Raw genomic sequence first — 17,062 nt, 5'->3', positions numbered from 1 at the left:
TGTGGACGCGCTTTCGCAGCGGGAATTGCGCTTTTAACCGTACAAATGCCAGGAGATTAGCGCCAGAGACTGGGCAAATGACTGAAACAAATCGGCGTGAGAAATAGTCGCTCAGCTTAATTAATCAGAAAAAATCATACTTCCATACCAGAGCTTATGCTTATCAATAACCGCTTATTGGCTGAATGCGCAACGTCTGAGCGGTTTATTTCCTGAATATGACAGCGCGCACACAAAATAATCGATTAGTTAATTGCCGGTATTAATTGTTATTTCCGGCACAGCTCAGAACAAACCGGCATTTAGCCAGCAGCGCGACAGCGATAAAGTCGTCGCATCAATTACTCAGGATAATCATGATGCGAGCACTCTTATTGTTCTTCACCTTATTCAGCAGCGCCTTTGCCCTGCAGGCCGCCACGCCAAAAGACACGCTGGTGGTGGCCGTGCCGCTCGACGGCATTATCAGCTTCGACCCGGCAGAAAGTTTTGAGACCGTCAGTAACAGCGTGCAGCGCAACATTTATCAGACGCTGGTAGAGGCCGATCGCGATGCGCCTCAAAAACTCGCGCCGCTGCTCGCCACCTCATGGCAGCCCGGCAGCACGCCGCACAGCCTGGTGTTCAATCTGAAACCGGATGCGCATTTCGTCAGCGGTAACCCGGTGACCGCGCAGGACGTGGTGTTTTCGCTGACGCGCGCGGTACAGCTCAATAAAGCCCCGTCGTTTATTCTCGCTGAGTTTGGCTGGAAGGCGGACAACATCGCCAGCCAGCTGCGGGTTGTGAACGATCATCAGCTGGAGATTCAGTGGCCAGCGCAGATTGGTCAGGATCTGGCGCTGCGCCTGTTAACCGCGCCGGTGGCCTCGGTGGTGGACAGCAAAACCGTGCAGCAGCACATCACCGCCAACGACAGCGGCAACGGCTGGCTGCACACTCACTCCGCGGGCAGCGGCGCATTCAGCATCCAGCAATATGTGCCGCAGCAGGCTCTGGTGCTGAGCGCAAATCCGCACGCCAGCCCGCAGCCGCAGCTGAAACGCATCCTGCTAAAAGGCGTGGCCGATGCCGGTGCACGCCGCCTGCTGATTCAGCAGGGCGATGTCGATGTGGCATACCAGTTGGGCCCGGACCAGATCGATGCGCTGAAAAACGACCAGCAGTTGCGCATTGAGGCCTTCCCGTCGAGCCTGGTCTATTACCTGGCATTTAATACGCAAAACAAAGCGCAGCCGGCGCTGGGTAACCCGGCGCTGTGGCAGGCGGCGCGCTGGCTGGTGGATTACAACGCCATTTCACGCGATCTGCTGAAAGGCCAGTACCGTATTCACCAGAGCTTCCTGCCGCAGGGCTTTGATGGCGCGCTGGAGAATCAGCCGTTCCATTACGATGTGGCCAAAGCCAAAGCGATCCTCGCGCAGGGCGGTATCAGGCCCGGCAGCAAATTCTCGCTGACGGTGATCAACCAGCCGCCGTACATCGACGTGGCGCAGGCGCTGCAGGCCAGCTTTGCCAAAGCCGACGTGCAGATTGAGCTGCAGCCAGTGGCGGAATCGGAACTGTGGGGCAAAATGCGCGGACGTGATTTCCAGTCGATCTTTATTTACTGGGGTGCCGACTATGTGGATCCGAATACCAACGCCAGCGCCTTTGCCTATAACGTGCCGGGCGGCTCTAAAACGCTGGCGTGGCGCGTCGGCTGGGAGATTCCTGAGCTGAGTGCGCAGACGCGCACCGCAGCCGGTGAGAGCGACGCCAGCCAGCGCCGCGCGCTGTATACCGCGCTGCAACAGCGCGTACAGCAGGATTCGCCGTTCGTGGTGATGCTGCAGGGCGCGCAGCAGGTGGCGGTGCGCAATAACGTCAGCCACGTGCAGCAGGGCATCGGCGTGAGCCTGCTGTTTTTCGATGCGGTAGAGAAGAGGTAGGTAGCTGCGCGCTGCCCCTCATTCCAGCCTTCTCCCGCCTGCGGGAGAAGGGCCGATCGCGCGGGCAGCAAACGGAACTCCCCTTATTTTTCACCCAAATATCCCTCTCTCTCCCGCGCACCGCTTGCTATTCTTTGAGTCATTACGCAATGCCGGAGAGCGCAAACATCATGACTACCCCACTGCTGATCGCCCAGACGCCTGACCTTCAACTGCATCTGCTGCCCGCCATGGCTAACCGTCACGGACTGATAACCGGCGCGACCGGCACCGGTAAAACCGTGACGCTGCAAAAGCTGGCAGAATCCTTCTCCGCCATCGGCGTGCCGGTGTTTATGGCCGATGTCAAAGGCGATCTTTCCGGCATTGCGGCCGCAGGCGACGGCTCGGAAAAGCTGCTGGCGCGGCTGGCGAAGATTGGCGTCACCGACTGGCAGGCGCAGAAAAATCCGGTGATGCTGTGGGATATCTTCGGCCAGCAGGGCCATCCGGTGCGCGCAACGGTGTCCGATCTCGGCCCGCTGCTGCTGGCGCGGCTACTCAGCCTCAACGAGGTGCAGTCCGGCGTGCTGCAAATTATCTTCCGTATCGCCGACGATCAGGGCCTGCTGCTGCTGGACTTCAAAGATTTGCGCGCCATGACGCAATATATCGGTGATAACGCCAAAGCATTTCAGACGCAGTACGGCAATATCAGCAGCGCCTCGGTGGGCGCCATTCAGCGCGGCCTGCTGGCGCTGGAGCAGCAAGGGGCTGAACACTTCTTTGGCGAGCCAATGCTGGATATCCGTGACTGGATGCGCTGCGACGCTGATGGCAAAGGCTTCATCAATATCCTGGCAGCGGAAAAGCTTTATCAGCAGCCGAAACTCTACGCCACCAGCCTGCTGTGGCTGCTGGCGGAACTGTATGAACAGCTGCCGGAAGCCGGCGATCTGGACAAACCAAAGATGGTGTTCTTCTTTGACGAAGCGCATCTGCTGTTTAACGACGCGCCGCCGGTGCTGCTGGAGAAAGTGGAACAGGTAATTCGCCTGATTCGCTCGAAAGGCGTTGGCGTGTACTTTGTCACGCAGAATCCGGCGGACATTCCGGATAATGTGCTCGGTCAGCTGGGTAACCGCGTGCAGCATGCGCTGCGTGCCTTCACGCCGAAAGACCAGAAAGCGGTGAAAAGCGCCGCCGAAACCATGCGCGCCAACCCGGCGTTTAATACCGTGGAGGCGATTCAGGCGCTGGGCACCGGCGAGGCGTTGATCTCTTTCCTCGATGAGAAAGGCAGTCCGTCGATGGTGCAGCGCGCCATGGTGATCGCGCCGGGCTCGCGCATGGGGCCGGCCACTCCTGATGAACGCAACAGCCTGATCAACCATTCGCCGCTGTACGGTAAATACGACAGTGCCGTCGATCGCGAATCGGCGTTCGAAATGTTACAGCAAGGCTTACAGGCCGCGCCGCAGCAGGCCGATGCGCCGCCCAGCAAAGGCAATAGCGTGGCGGTGGATGACGGCATTCTGGGTGGGCTGAAAGAGATTCTGTTTGGCAGCACCGGGCCGCGCGGCGGCAAGCGCGACGGCGTAGTGCAGAGCGTGGCGAAAAGCGCGGCGCGCCAGGTGACCAATCAGATCATCCGCGGCGTACTGGGCAGTCTGCTCGGTGGACGCCGCCGTTAATCGCCCTCTGCTATGATCGTGATATGGATAAATATCAACAATTAAAACGGAGCAAGCGTCTGGCCCTGTCGCTGCTGCTGATTGCCGCCGCGACCTTTGTCGTGACGCTGTTTCTGCCGCCCACGTTCTGGGTGCTGGGGCTGAAGGCGATTGCCGAAGCGGCGATGGTCGGTGCGCTGGCCGACTGGTTTGCGGTGGTGGCGCTGTTTCGTCGCGTGCCGGTACCGTTCATCTCGCGCCATACGGCAATCATTCCACGCAACAAAGATCGCATCGGCGAGAATCTTGGCCGCTTCGTGCAGGAGAAGTTTCTCGATACCGATTCGCTGCTGGCACTGATTCGCCGCCACGATCCGTCACAGCTGCTGGCGCAGTGGCTCAATACGCCGGGCAACGCCGATCGCATTGGTCGCCATCTGCTGCAGGTGATGCGCGGTTTCCTCGATCTTACTGACGATCAGCGTATTCAGCGCTTTTTGCGCCGCGCGGTGCATCGCGCACTGGATAAGGTCGATCTGACCCAGTCCAGCGCGCTGCTGCTGGACAGCCTGACCAAAAACAATCGCCACCAGGAGCTGCTGGACGCTGCTGTGCAACAACTGCTGCGTCTGCTGCACAAACCCGGCACGCGCGAGTTTATCGCGCTGCAGATTGTGCGCTGGCTGAAACGCGAACATCCGATCAAAGCCAAAGTGCTGCCGACCGAATGGCTGGGCGAACACAGCGCCGAGCTGGTCGCCAACGCGGTGGATTCGATTCTGGATGAAGTGGCGCGCGACCAGGGCCACGAATTCCGCCTCGGTTTTAACCGTGCGGTACAGCGCCTGATAGAGCGACTGAAAAGCGATCCGGAGATGGCCGAACGGGCTGAGACCATCAAATACTGGCTGAAAGAGGATGAGTCGTTTAACCGTTATATCGGCGAGCTGTGGCAGGACCTGCGCCGCTGGCTGAAGAGCGACCTCAATAGTGACGATTCGCGCGTGCAGGAGCGGGTGCGGCTGGCGGCGCTGTGGCTGGGCGAAACGCTGGCCGCCGATGAAGCACTGCGTACCTCAATGAATCAGCATCTGGAGGACGCTGCGCGTAGCGTTGCGCCGGAGTTTGCGGCGTTTCTCACCCGCCATATCAGCGATACGGTGAAAAGCTGGGATGCGCGCGAAATGTCGCAACAGATTGAGCTGAACATTGGTCGTGATTTGCAGTTTATCCGCATCAACGGCACGCTGGTGGGCGGTACCATTGGCCTGGTGCTGTTTTTGCTGTCGCAGCTGCCGGGTTGGCTGCAGACGTTGCGCTAACGGTGCGGGCATCGACCTGGTTACCATGAATAAAAAGGTCGCCATGTATAAAAAAGGTCGCCATGAATGGCGACCCTACGGTAACGGTGCGGGAATGACAGGGGCGTCCTGAATCGCGCCCCTGCAACCCTCACTACCGCCGTTTCAGCAACAGGTACAAACTGATGGCGAAGAACGCGCCGCTTGGCAGAATCGCGCCCAGCACCGGCGGTAAACCGTACACCAGACTCAGTGGCCCGAAGATCTGATCCAGCACGTAGAACAGGAAGCCAAAGCTAATGCCGGTGACCACGCGCACGCCCATCGATACGCTACGCAGCGGACCAAAGATAAACGACAGCGCCATCAGCATCATCACCGCCACCGACAGCGGCTGGAAGATTTTGCCCCACATATTCAGCAGATAGCGCCCGGATTCCTGGCCGCTCTGTTTGAGATATTTGCTGTAGTTATACAGACCGCTGATCGACAGCGCGTCCGGGTCCAGCGCCACCACGCCCAGCTTGTCTGGCGTCAGATTGGTTTTCCATTCACCGCTCAGGCTCTGTGAACCGGTAATCTGCTTCGGATCTTTCAGGTCCGACTCATCCACCTGCGACAGCTCCCACAGTTTACGATCTTTATTCCAGACCGCGGTGGCGGCATAGCGCACGCTCAGCAGACGCCGCTGGTCAGTAAAGCGATAGATACTGACGCCGTCGATCTCGTTGTCGCCTTTAATGCGCTCAATGTAGATAAAATCGTTGCCGTCTTTCGCCCACAGGCCGTTTTGCGTCGAAACCAGCGAGCCGCCGTACAGCTGCTGCGCCCGGTAGTTACGCGCCATCTGCTCGCCCTGCGGGGCGACAAACTCGCCCACCGCCATGGTCAGCAGCACCAGCGGAATCGCGGTTTTCATTACCGCCAGCGCCACCTGCAGACGGGTAAAGCCGGAGGCCTGCATCACCACCAGTTCGCTGCGCTGCGCCAGCGTGCCCAGCCCCAGCAGCGCGCCCAGCAGCGCCGCCATCGGGAAGAAGATCTCGATATCTTTCGGCACGCTGAGCAGCGTATAGTAACCGGCATCCAGCGCGGTATACGCGCCCTGCCCGGTTTTACGCAGCTGATCGACGAACTTAATGATGCCCGACAGCGACACCAGCATGAACAACGTCATCATGATGGTGTTAAAGATAGTTTTGCCGATATAGCGGTCAAGGACCTTAAACATCACACGGATCCTCCACGGCTAAAGCGCGCGCGGAAACGGCGCATCGGCACGGTATCCCATACGTTAAGCGCCACCGCCAGCGCCAGATACGCCAGGTTGACCACCCACATCCAGATCGCCGGATCAAACCGGCCTTTCGCCGCGTTGGAGCGCAGCGAGCTCTGCAGCAGGAAGAAGATCAGGTAGAGCAGCATTGCCGGCAGCATCGACAGCACGCGGCCCTGGCGCGGGTTAACCACGCTGAGCGGCACCACCATCAGCGCCATCACCAGCACAGCGAACACCAGCGTCAGACGCCAGTGCAGCTCCGCCTGGAACTGCGGCGTTTTGGTTTTTATCAGCGTGCTGATATCGGCCTGATCGGCATCGTTAGGATCGAGCACCGCCTCTTTATACCCCACCAGCGCCTGATAATTGACGAAGTCGGTAATACGGAAGTCACGCAGCAGCGCCGTGCCTTCAAAGCGCGTGCCTTTGTCCAGCGTCACGGTCTGCGAGCCATCTTTGTGCTGCTCCATGTGACCGCTGTCGGCCAGCACCACCGAAGGCCGTGCATTGCCCTTCGGTCGCAGCTGCGCCAGGAACACGCTGCCGAATTTGTTGCCCTTCACGTCTTCGACGAACAGCACGGTATTACCGTCGCTGGAGGTCTGGAATTGCCCCGCCGCCAGCGCCGCCGCTCCCGGGTTGGCTTTGGCATTTTGTGTCACTTCATCCTGATAGCGCGAGGACCACGGGCCAAGCCAGATCACGTTGACCGCCGCCACCAGCGAGGTGAACAGCATCAGGATCATCGCCGCTTTAATCAGGACGCCTTTACCCAGCCCGCAGGCGTGCATCACCGTAATTTCACTTTCGGTGTACAGCCGCCCAAGGGTCATTAAAATCGCCAGAAACAAGCTTAGGGGCAGGATAAGTTGTGCCATTTCAGGCACGCCAAGTCCTAACAATGTCAGAACCAGATTTGTTGGGATTTCGCCATCCACCGCCGCACCCAAAATCCTGACTAACTTCTGGCAAAAGAAGATAAGTAGCAGGATGAACAGGATAGCCAGCTGGCTTTTGAGCGTTTCCCGAACCAGATATCTAATGATGATCACGCTTAGTACGCCTGTGAAAACTTGTCTTTTTGCAGGAAAATCGCTAGTTTCAACGCTTATCAGCCATTTTTCTTCATCAATGGCCGTCATGGTAGCTAAAATAGTATGACGAACGCGTTAGGGTGGTGAAAAAACAACACATTGTCACCCCACTCATTATGGCCGCCGGCGTTAAATTGTCATGGCGTCGCAACAAATTAATGGGTTACGAACGCGCTACATTCTAACGACAGCTAAGGCCGTTGTCTTTAAGATTCAGGAGAGTGCATGGAGTTCAGTGTAAAAAGCGGTAGCCCGGAAAAACAGCGCAGCGCCTGCATTGTGGTTGGCGTTTTCGAACCGCGTCGTCTGTCACCGATTGCCGAGCAGCTGGATAAGATCAGCGATGGCTACATCAGCGCGCTGCTGCGCCGCGGTGAGCTGGAGGGCAAAGTGGGCCAGACGCTGCTGCTGCACCATGTGCCAAATATCCTGTCCGAACGTATCCTGCTGATCGGCTGTGGTAAAGAGCGTGAGCTGGATGAGCGCCAGTACAAACAGGTGATTCAGAAAACCATCAATACCCTGAACGACACAGGTTCAATGGAAGCGGTGTGCTTCCTGACCGAACTGCACGTTAAAGGGCGCAATACCTACTGGAAAGTGCGCCAGGCGGTAGAAACCTCTAAAGAGGCGCTGTACAACTTCGACCAGCTGAAAAGCAACAAAGTTGAGCCGCGCCGTCCGCTGCGCAAGCTGGTGTTCAACGTGCCGACCCGCCGTGAGCTGACCAGCGGTGAGCGCGCTATTCAGCACGGTCTGGCCGTTGCCGCCGGCGTCAAAGCGGCGAAAGACCTGAGCAATATGCCGCCGAATATTTGTAACGCCGCGTATCTGGCGTCGCAGGCACGTCAGCTGGCCGATGCGTACAGCAAAAACGTTACCACCCGCGTGATTGGCGAACAGCAGATGAAAGAGCTGGGCATGAACGCCTATCTGGCGGTCGGTGCCGGTTCGCACAATGAGTCGCTGATGTCGGTGATTGAGTACAAAGGCAGCAGCGACGCCGATGCGCGCCCTATCGTGCTGGTAGGTAAAGGGCTGACCTTTGACTCCGGCGGCATCTCCATCAAGCCTGCCGAGGCGATGGATGAGATGAAATATGACATGTGCGGCGCGGCGTCGGTGTACGGCGTGATGCGCATGGTGGCGGAGCTGAATCTGCCGCTGAACGTGGTCGGCGTGCTGGTGGGCTGTGAAAACATGCCGGACGGACGCGCGATGCGTCCGGGCGACGTGCTGACCACTATGTCTGGCCAGACGGTTGAAGTGCTGAATACCGATGCCGAGGGCCGCCTGGTGCTGTGCGATGCGCTGACCTACGTCGAGCGCTTCGATCCGGAAGTGGTGATTGACGTCGCTACCCTGACCGGCGCCTGCGTGATCGCGCTGGGCCATCACGTCAGCGGGTTGATGTCGAACCACAATCCGCTGGCGCACGAGCTGATCAGCGCGTCAGAGCAGTCGGGCGACCGCGCGTGGCGTCTGCCGATGGCCGATGAGTATCAGGAGCAGCTGGAATCCAACTTTGCCGATATGGCCAACATCGGTGGCCGGCCGGGCGGCGCAATTACCGCCGCCTGCTTCCTGGCACGCTTTGCGCGCAAGTTTAACTGGGCGCACCTGGATATCGCCGGCACCGCCTGGCGCTCCGGTAAAGCCAAAGGCGCGACCGGCCGTCCGGTGCCACTGCTGTCGCAGTTCCTGCTGAACCGCGCTGGCCTGAACGGCGACGATTAAGAGCCGGGGCGAATGCTGCAACGGTACGTATGAATGCGTTTGACGCCGTGCGGCCATTGGAACGGTGCGCATGAATGCGCACCCTACGGGTGTGATGATACGTATCACTGCGCACCCTACGGTGTAGGGTTGCCGTTCACGGCGACCTGATTATCAGCCGCACGGTTTGTAAGGTCGCCATTGATGGCGACCTTATTATTGGACGCCGCAATCTTACTGTCGCACAATGCGCCCCACTGTCATTGATGGAAATAACCTGCCATGAAAAACGCCACCTTCTTCGTCATGGAGTCTGAAAGCGCCAGCGACGGCTTAAGCGCCATCGAAGCGCTGGTGTGCGATTTGGCCGCCAGCCGCTGGCGAGACGGTAAGCGCATCCTGATTGCCTGCGAAGATGAACAGCAGGCCAATCGGCTGGATGAAGCACTGTGGCAGCGTCCGGCCAACGCCTTTGTGCCGCACAACCTGGCCGGCGAAGGCCCGCGCTACGGCGCGCCGGTTGAGCTGGCCTGGCCGCAGCGACGCGGCAGTGCGCCGCGCGATCTGCTGATCAGCCTGCTGCCGCAGTTTGCAGATTTTGCTACCGGTTTCCATGAAGTGATAGACTTCGTACCTTATGAAGAATCCCTGAAACAACTGGCGCGTGACCGCTATAAAGCGTATCGCAGCGTTGGTTTCCAATTGAATACGGCGACGCCACCCCCGCCGCAAACGACATAGCAGATATGGAAAAGACATATAACCCGCAAGATATCGAGCAGCCGCTCTACGAGCACTGGGAACAGCAGGGCTACTTCAAACCGAATGGCGATACCAGCCAGGAAAGCTTTTGCATCATGATCCCGCCGCCGAACGTCACCGGTAGCTTGCATATGGGTCACGCCTTCCAGCAAACCATCATGGATACCATGATCCGCTACCAGCGCATGCAGGGTAAAAACACCCTGTGGCAGGCAGGTACGGACCACGCCGGTATCGCCACCCAGATGGTGGTTGAGCGCAAGATCGCCGCTGAAGAGGGCAAAACGCGTCAGGATTACGGTCGTGACGCCTTTATCGAAAAAATCTGGCAGTGGAAGGCTGAATCCGGCGGCACCATCACCCGTCAGATGCGTCGCCTTGGCAACTCGGTTGACTGGGAGCGCGAGCGCTTCACCATGGATGAAGGCCTGTCCAACGCGGTGAAAGAAGTCTTCGTCCGTCTGTACAAAGAAAACCTGATTTACCGTGGCAAGCGCCTGGTGAACTGGGACCCGAAACTGCGCACGGCGATCTCTGATCTCGAAGTGGAAAACCGCGAGAGCAAAGGCTCAATGTGGCACATTCGCTATCCGCTGGCGGACGGCGTGAAAACTGCCGAAGGCAAAGATTACCTGGTGGTGGCCACCACCCGTCCGGAAACCCTGCTGGGCGATACCGGCGTGGCGGTCAACCCGGAAGATCCGCGTTATAAAGATCTGATCGGCAAAGAAGTGATCCTGCCGCTGGTGAACCGTCGTATTCCGATCGTCGGCGACGAACACGCCGATATGGAGAAAGGCACCGGCTGCGTGAAGATCACCCCGGCGCACGACTTCAACGACTACGAAGTGGGCCGTCGTCACAAGCTGCCGATGATCAACATCCTGACCTTTGATGGCGACATCCGCGAGCGTGCGGAAGTGTTCGACACCAACGGTGAAGTCAGCGATGCCTGTTCCGATGAAATTCCGCCGCAGTTCCAGAAGATGGAGCGTTTTGCCGCGCGTAAAGCGATTGTTGCGGCGGTTGACGAGCTCGGCCTGCTCGACGAAATCAAACCACACGATCTGACGGTGCCGTACGGCGACCGCGGCGGCGTGGTGATCGAGCCGATGCTGACCGATCAGTGGTACGTGCGCACGGCCCCGCTGGCGAAAGTCGCGGTGGAAGCGGTAGAAAACGGCGACATTCAGTTTGTGCCGAAGCAGTACGAAAACATGTACTTCTCGTGGATGCGCGACATCCAGGACTGGTGCATCTCGCGTCAGCTGTGGTGGGGTCACCGCATTCCGGCCTGGTACGACAACAACGGTAACGTCTATGTCGGACGCAGCGAAGAAGAAGTGCGTCAGGAAAACAATCTGGCCGCCGACGTGACGCTGCGCCAGGATGACGACGTGCTTGATACCTGGTTCTCTTCCGGCCTGTGGACATTCTCTACGCTGGGCTGGCCGGAGAATACCGAAGCGCTGCGCACCTTCCATCCTACCAGCGTGCTGGTGAGCGGCTTCGACATCATCTTCTTCTGGATTGCGCGCATGATCATGCTGACCATGCACTTCATCAAAGATGAGAACGGCAAGCCGCAGGTTCCGTTTAAAACCGTCTACATGACTGGTTTGATCCGCGATGAAGAAGGCCAGAAGATGTCCAAGTCGAAAGGCAACGTCATCGATCCGCTGGATATGGTGGACGGCATTTCGCTGGAAGATCTGCTGGAGAAACGCACCGGTAACATGATGCAGCCGCAGCTGGCTGAGAAGATTCGCAAACGCACCGAGAAGCAGTTCCCGGACGGTATCGTGCCTTCCGGCACCGATGCGCTGCGCTTCACCCTCGCCGCGCTGGCGTCCACCGGTCGTGACATCAACTGGGATATGAAGCGCCTGGAAGGCTACCGCAACTTCTGTAACAAGCTGTGGAACGCCAGCCGCTTCGTGCTGATGAACACCGAAGATCAGGATTGCGGCCAGAACGGCGGCGAGCTGAAGCTGTCACTGGCGGATCGCTGGATCCTGACGGAATTCAACAGCACCGTGAAAGCGTACCGTGAAGCGCTGGATAGCTATCGCTTTGATATCGCTGCCAACATTCTGTACGACTTCACCTGGAACCAGTTCTGTGACTGGTATCTGGAGCTGACCAAGCCGGTGATGAACAGCGGCAGCGAAGCGGAGCTGCGCGGCACGCGCAACACGCTGGTGACGGTGCTGGAAGCGTTGCTGCGCCTGGCGCATCCGATCATCCCGTTCATTACCGAGACCATCTGGCAGCGCGTGAAAGTGCTGAAGAGCATCGATCACGATACCATCATGCTGCAGCCGTTCCCGCAGTATGACGCGGCGAAGGAAGACGCGGAAGCGAAGGCCGATATCGAGTGGATGAAGCAGGCGATTGTGGCGGTGCGTAATATCCGTGCCGAAATGAACATCGCGCCAAGCAAGCCGCTCGACGTGCTGCTGCGCGACTGCTCGCCGGCGGCGCAGCGTCGTGTTGAAGAGAACCGCAACTTCCTGTCGCGCCTGGCGCGTCTGGAGAGCCTGACCATTCTGCCAGCCGGCGAGAAAGGTCCGGTCTCGGTGACCAAGATTGTTGATGGCGCAGAGCTGCTGATCCCGATGGCAGATCTGGTCAACAAGGAAGCCGAGCTGGAGCGTCTGGCAAAAGAGCTGGTGAAGCTGGATGTCGAGATCGAGAAGATTCAGACCAAACTGGCTAACGAAGGCTTTGTATCGCGCGCACCGGAAGCGGTGGTGGCGAAAGAGCGCGAGCGCGTAGCCGAGCTGGAGCAATCAAAAGCAAAACTGATTGAACAGCAGGGCGTGATTGCGGCATTGTAAGCGCTTCAGTCCTGACGCTTAATCGAAGCCGGGCACTGCCCGGCTTTTTTCTATCGGAAGATTATGATGACCACCGCCACGCCACTTAACCTGCAGGTGCGCCCGATTGTCGCCGCCGATAATCCGCGGATTGCGCAGGTGATCCGCGATGTCTCCGCCGAGTTTGGCCTGACGGCGGATAAAGGTTATACCGTGTCCGACCCGCAGCTCGATCGGTTGTTTGAGCTGTACAGTGCAGCGGACAGCGCTTACTGGATCGTGGAGCATGAGGGTCAGGTGGTCGGCGGCGGCGGCGTGGCACCGCTCGCCTGCAGCACACCGGATATCTGTGAGTTGCAGAAGATGTATTTCCTGCCGTCGGTGCGCGGGCTGGGTTTAGCGCGCGAACTGGCGCTGCGCGCAATGGATTTTGCCCGCCAGCGCGGGTTCCGGCGCTGCTACCTTGAGACCACCGGCAGCCTGACGCGCGCCATTAAGCTCTATCAGTCGCTGGGCTTTGAACAGATTGAGGACGCGATGGGCTGTACCGGCCACGTGGATTGCGAAGTGAGAATGCTGCGGGTGTTGTGAGGGAAAAACCACTCACTTCTCTACCGCAACGCCCTGCGCCAGCTGACCAATTAACGCTCCCAGCGTCTCCACCGCCGCCTCGGCGCGTGCATCCCATGGCCAGGCGGTGTTGAAGCGGAAGCAGTGGCTGAAACTCTCGCTGCTGGAAAACAGCTGGCCCGGCGCAATACTGATGCCCTGCTGCAGCGCCAGATGATACAGCTGCGTGGCGTTAATCTGCTCCGGCAAGGTAATCCACAAAAAGTAGCCTCCGGGCGTATCGCTGATGTGCGCCTCGGCGGGCAGCACGCGGCGCAGCGCCTGCTGTGCCAGCTGTTTGCGCTTCGCCAGCGTCTGACGCAGCTTTTTCAGATGCGTATCGTAGCTGCGGGTGCTGAGAAAATCCGCCAGCGCCAGCTGCATCGGCGCGCTGGTCGAGAGCGTACTCATCATCTGAATGCGCTGCACGCGCTGCGCATAGCGCCCCGCCGCGACCCAGCCCACGCGAAATCCCGCCACCAGATTTTTCGAAAAGCTGCCGCAGTGCAGCACGTAACCCTCGCGGTCGAACGCTCTGGCCGGCAACGGCTTATCGTGGCCGTGATACAGGTCGCTGTAGACGTCGTCCTCTATCATCGCCACCTGATAACGCGTCAGCAGTGCCACCAGCTGCTGTTTGCGCCCGGCGCTGAGGGTAAAGCCGAGCGGATTCTGCCGGTTGGTCATCAGCCAGCAGGCTTTCACCGGCCAGCGCTGCAGCGCCTGCTCCAGCTCATCCAGATCGATGCCCTGCTCCACATCGCTGGCGATAGCAATCGCGTTCAGCTTAAGCCGTTCAATCGCCTGCAACGCGCCATAGAAGGAAGGGTTCTCAATCACCACCCAGTCGCCCGGTTCGGTCACCGCCTGCAGGCTGAGGTTCAGCGCTTCCATCGCACCGTTAGTAATGACGATGTCATCCGGCGACAGCGTAATGCCCTGCTGCGCATAACGCTGGGCGAGGATTTTTCGCAGCGCTTCATTACCGGGCGGCAGATTATTCAGGGCATCGGTGGGTTTAAGATTGTGCGAGACCTTCACCAGCGAGCGCATCAGCTGGCGCTGGGGAAACAGTTCCGGATCGGGGAAAGCAGAACCAAACGGCATGATGGCCGGATCGCGCGTCGCCTGCAGCACGTCAAACACGAAGCTGTTGGTATCGGCCTGATCGGTTTTAGCGATTGCCTGGGTTGGCAAACGCGGACGGCTCTCCGCCGCGCGCGGTGCCACGTAATAGCCCGACTGCGGCTTCGACACAATCCAGCCCTGGCTCTCCAGCACTTCGTAAGCGTGCATCACCGTCATCAGGCTTAACCCGCTCTGCTCCGCCTGCTGGCGCAGCGACGGCAGCTTTTCACCCGGCGGCCAGATGCGTGCTTCGATTTGCGTACGTAGCTGATCTACCAGCTGCTGGTATTTGGCCATGGCTCCATTCCCTGCGACCTGCGTGCGCGCCAGTATAGCCTGCCAGCCATTGCTGCGGCTAAAAATCCGTGTCCTTTTCCCCGCGCGCCGCCAGTTTTCCTTCAAGACCGTTCTCGTTGGGAGAATTATCCGATCAACTAATAATCGCCGCCTGTCGTTTGATTTGGACAGTTTCACCAGGACGTTAATTATTAAGCAGGAATAATCATGAGCACAGCACTCACCAACGCAAAACAACTCTGGACCACCGATCCGCAACGCACCTTTAGCGGCTCCGCGCCATCAGAAGCCGGCGGCATCATGGAAATTGTGATGGACAGTACCGTCTATACCGTCTCCATTGCCGCTAATGGCAGCTGGAGCTGGCAGCCGCCGTTTCCGCTGGCTGAAGGCCCGCACAACCTTTCCGTGCGGACCATTGACCGCGCCGGCAACGTCGGTGCGCCATCGCTGTTTATCGTAAACGTCGACCTTACCGCACCGGACCAGCCGATCATCATTAATGCGCTGGATGATAACGGCGCAGCAACCGGGTTAATCGGTTCCGGTCAGCAAAGTGACGATCGCACGCCAACCCTGCGTGGCATCGCGGAACCCGATAGCCTGGTTCATCTTTACAACGCAAAAAATGAGGTGATTGGCAGCGTAAAGACTAACAGTAATGGCTACTGGGAAATCACGCCCACGCTGGCTGAAGGTACACACACATTTTACGTCAAGGCAACGGACGGCCGCGGTCATGAGAGCGAGGCATCCCATCCTTTTCAGCTAACTATTGCTGATGATGCCCCACCCGTTTCAGCTAAAACAGAAATTAAGGATGCGATCGATGACACCGGTAGCGCGCCGGTAAATTTGAAAAATGGTGCGGTAACTATCGACTACACACCGACCCTGCACGGTAGTGCACCAGCAGACAGTGAAGTCCGTATGCAGTATCGTCTTGCTAACGGCAAATGGATCGATGGCGGACTTGCCAGCCTGACTGGTGATAACTGGAGCTGGACGCCCAATCCTGGACTGGGTCAGGGCGAATGGCAGTTTCGTGCCAATAGCGGTAGCGGCTGGACGGATGAGTTCACGCTCAAAATCGATCTCCAGCCACAAATCACCTATGCACTGGACGACAACGGCGCCAGCACCGGACAGCTGACAACAGGTGCCATCACTGACGATAAAACCCCAACGCTGATGGGAAAAGGCGTACCTCACTCCCTCATTCTTGTTGAATATGCTCTTGCCAATGGGAGCTGGAAAAGTGCGGGCAGCGCCGTGGTTGATGCTGATGGCAACTGGTTACTGGTTTCGCCGCAGCTTAGCGGTAATGGTCAGTGGGGATATAGAGCCTGCACAGATGATGGCGCGAGCAAAAGTAGCTGGACGCCAAAATTTGTCCTGAATTTCTCTGCTGACGCGGATAAAGCGCCGTCAATCACTCAAGCGACTGACGATACAGGATCAGTCACGGGTAAACTAAGCAATGGTAGTCTGACTGACGATAAAACTCCGACGCTGCAGGGGACCGGCGCCCCAGGCGCTGTGATTGAAATCCAATATGGGTTATCCACAAATCGATGGTCAATGGTTGATAGCGTGGTGGTGGATGCCAGTGGCAACTGGAAATTTACGCCGCAATTAACCAGTGACGGTATCTGGGAATATCGTTCACGTAGTACTAACGGCGTCGGTAAAAGTGACTGGAGTAAAACCTTTATCCTGAACGTGGGTGATGAGGCCGATAACGCCCCTGAAATTACTCATGCAGTGGATAATGTCGGCTCAGTCCAGGGGGATATTCAACACAATGGCAGGACCGACGATAAAACGCCGACGCTGACGGGAAAAGGCGTACCCGGTGCAATTATCGAAATTGAGTATGGTAAACAATACGAATCCTGGAAATCAGCGGGCAGTACGAAAGTAGATGCTAACGGTAACTGGTCAATGGTCTCACCCGAACTAAGCAGCAATGGCATTTGGGTTTACCATGCCCGCAGTACCAACGGTATCAATAAAAGTGACTGGACGGGCAAATTTGTTATCGAACTGGGTGCTGATAAGGCGGTTAAGAGTGCAGAGCATGAGAACACTCTTCCCGGCGACGTCATCGTTGACGACGTTACCTGTCTGGATTTGGCAAACCTGCCGGTGAGACCTGGTGATTCTTCCGTCATCAACATGGATAATAGCACTGCAGGAATACTTACCCTAAACGCAGAAAATTTATTACAGCATGGCGAAAAAAGTCTGTTTATTAATGACGACAAAACACAGTTCGTGATTATGGGTGATAAAGACGACACCGTTAAATTGACAGATTTAATCCCGGGCACGGATATTTCTGCCAGCTGGTCGCAGCTGAACGGCAGCGTCACTGTCGCTGGCATTCATTACCAGGTTTATAATCACGGCGATGCTGAACTGCTGGTGCAGGAAGGGGTGAAAGTCGAGCTGATTTAATCCACAATTCACTC

Annotated in this window: 11 protein-coding genes; 8 read left to right on the top strand and 3 right to left on the bottom strand. The window is 57.8% G+C overall.

Annotated features, from left to right (window positions below; translation table 11 throughout):
• Positions 1-356 precede the first annotated feature (356 nt).
• The 3 genes from C1Y43_RS11665 to C1Y43_RS11655 all read left to right on the top strand — a co-directional run bounded on the left by C1Y43_RS11665 (position 357) and on the right by C1Y43_RS11655 (position 4,905).
• Positions 357-1,931 (top strand): ABC transporter substrate-binding protein, encoded by a 1,575-nt coding sequence (locus tag C1Y43_RS11665; protein ID WP_369974311.1) that lies wholly within the window; start codon positions 357-359, stop codon positions 1,929-1,931.
• Between the two features lie 170 nt (positions 1,932-2,101).
• The gene (locus C1Y43_RS11660; protein WP_021506723.1) at positions 2,102-3,604 is read left to right on the top strand and encodes a helicase HerA-like C-terminal domain-containing protein; all 1,503 of its coding nucleotides are present in this window, start codon (positions 2,102-2,104) and stop codon (positions 3,602-3,604) included.
• A gap of 23 nt (positions 3,605-3,627) precedes the next feature.
• Positions 3,628-4,905, top strand: coding sequence for a DUF445 domain-containing protein (locus C1Y43_RS11655; protein WP_021506722.1), 1,278 nt, complete (start codon positions 3,628-3,630; stop codon positions 4,903-4,905).
• A gap of 133 nt (positions 4,906-5,038) precedes the next feature.
• On the opposite strand, the gene lptG is transcribed toward C1Y43_RS11655, so the two are convergent.
• Positions 5,039-6,115, bottom strand: a complete 1,077-nt coding sequence (gene lptG / locus C1Y43_RS11650) for an LPS export ABC transporter permease LptG (RefSeq protein ID WP_021506721.1) — start codon at positions 6,113-6,115, stop codon at positions 5,039-5,041.
• Positions 6,115-7,215, bottom strand: coding sequence for an LPS export ABC transporter permease LptF (gene lptF, locus C1Y43_RS11645; protein ID WP_031279533.1), 1,101 nt, complete (start codon positions 7,213-7,215; stop codon positions 6,115-6,117). Before lptF ends, lptG begins: the two co-directional genes overlap by 1 nt.
• A 267-nt stretch (positions 7,216-7,482) precedes the next feature.
• Here lptF and pepA point away from each other — a divergent pair, with 267 nt between their 5' ends.
• The 4 genes from pepA to C1Y43_RS11625 all read left to right on the top strand — a co-directional run bounded on the left by pepA (position 7,483) and on the right by C1Y43_RS11625 (position 13,145).
• Positions 7,483-8,994, top strand: coding sequence for a leucyl aminopeptidase (pepA, locus tag C1Y43_RS11640; RefSeq protein WP_021506719.1), 1,512 nt, complete (start codon positions 7,483-7,485; stop codon positions 8,992-8,994).
• Between the two features lie 261 nt (positions 8,995-9,255).
• Positions 9,256-9,714 (top strand): DNA polymerase III subunit chi, encoded by a 459-nt coding sequence (locus C1Y43_RS11635; protein WP_021506718.1) that lies wholly within the window; start codon positions 9,256-9,258, stop codon positions 9,712-9,714.
• A 5-nt stretch (positions 9,715-9,719) separates the two neighbouring features.
• On the top strand, positions 9,720-12,575 hold the full coding sequence (locus C1Y43_RS11630; RefSeq protein WP_021506717.1) for a valine--tRNA ligase: 2,856 nt from the start codon (positions 9,720-9,722) through the stop codon (positions 12,573-12,575).
• Positions 12,576-12,638: 63 nt separating this feature from the next.
• On the top strand, positions 12,639-13,145 hold the full coding sequence (locus tag C1Y43_RS11625) for a GNAT family N-acetyltransferase (protein ID WP_021506716.1): 507 nt from the start codon (positions 12,639-12,641) through the stop codon (positions 13,143-13,145).
• A 12-nt stretch (positions 13,146-13,157) separates the two neighbouring features.
• Here C1Y43_RS11625 and C1Y43_RS11620 read toward each other — a convergent pair whose 3' ends face one another.
• Positions 13,158-14,588 carry a PLP-dependent aminotransferase family protein gene (locus C1Y43_RS11620; protein ID WP_021506715.1) on the bottom strand — a complete coding sequence of 477 codons (1,431 nt, stop codon included), beginning with the start codon at positions 14,586-14,588 and terminating at the stop codon, positions 13,158-13,160.
• 207 nt (positions 14,589-14,795) lie between these two features.
• On the opposite strand from C1Y43_RS11620, the gene C1Y43_RS11610 reads away from it, so the two are divergent.
• The gene (locus C1Y43_RS11610) at positions 14,796-17,048 is read left to right on the top strand and encodes an Ig-like domain-containing protein (protein WP_104188286.1); all 2,253 of its coding nucleotides are present in this window, start codon (positions 14,796-14,798) and stop codon (positions 17,046-17,048) included.
• Positions 17,049-17,062 lie beyond the last annotated feature (14 nt).

This window comes from Pantoea sp. ICBG 828, assembly GCF_002928355.1.
GTDB lineage: Bacteria > Pseudomonadota > Gammaproteobacteria > Enterobacterales > Enterobacteriaceae > Pantoea > Pantoea dispersa.
Note: the sequence above shows the minus strand (reverse complement) of the source record. Positions and strands in the feature narration are given on the sequence as shown.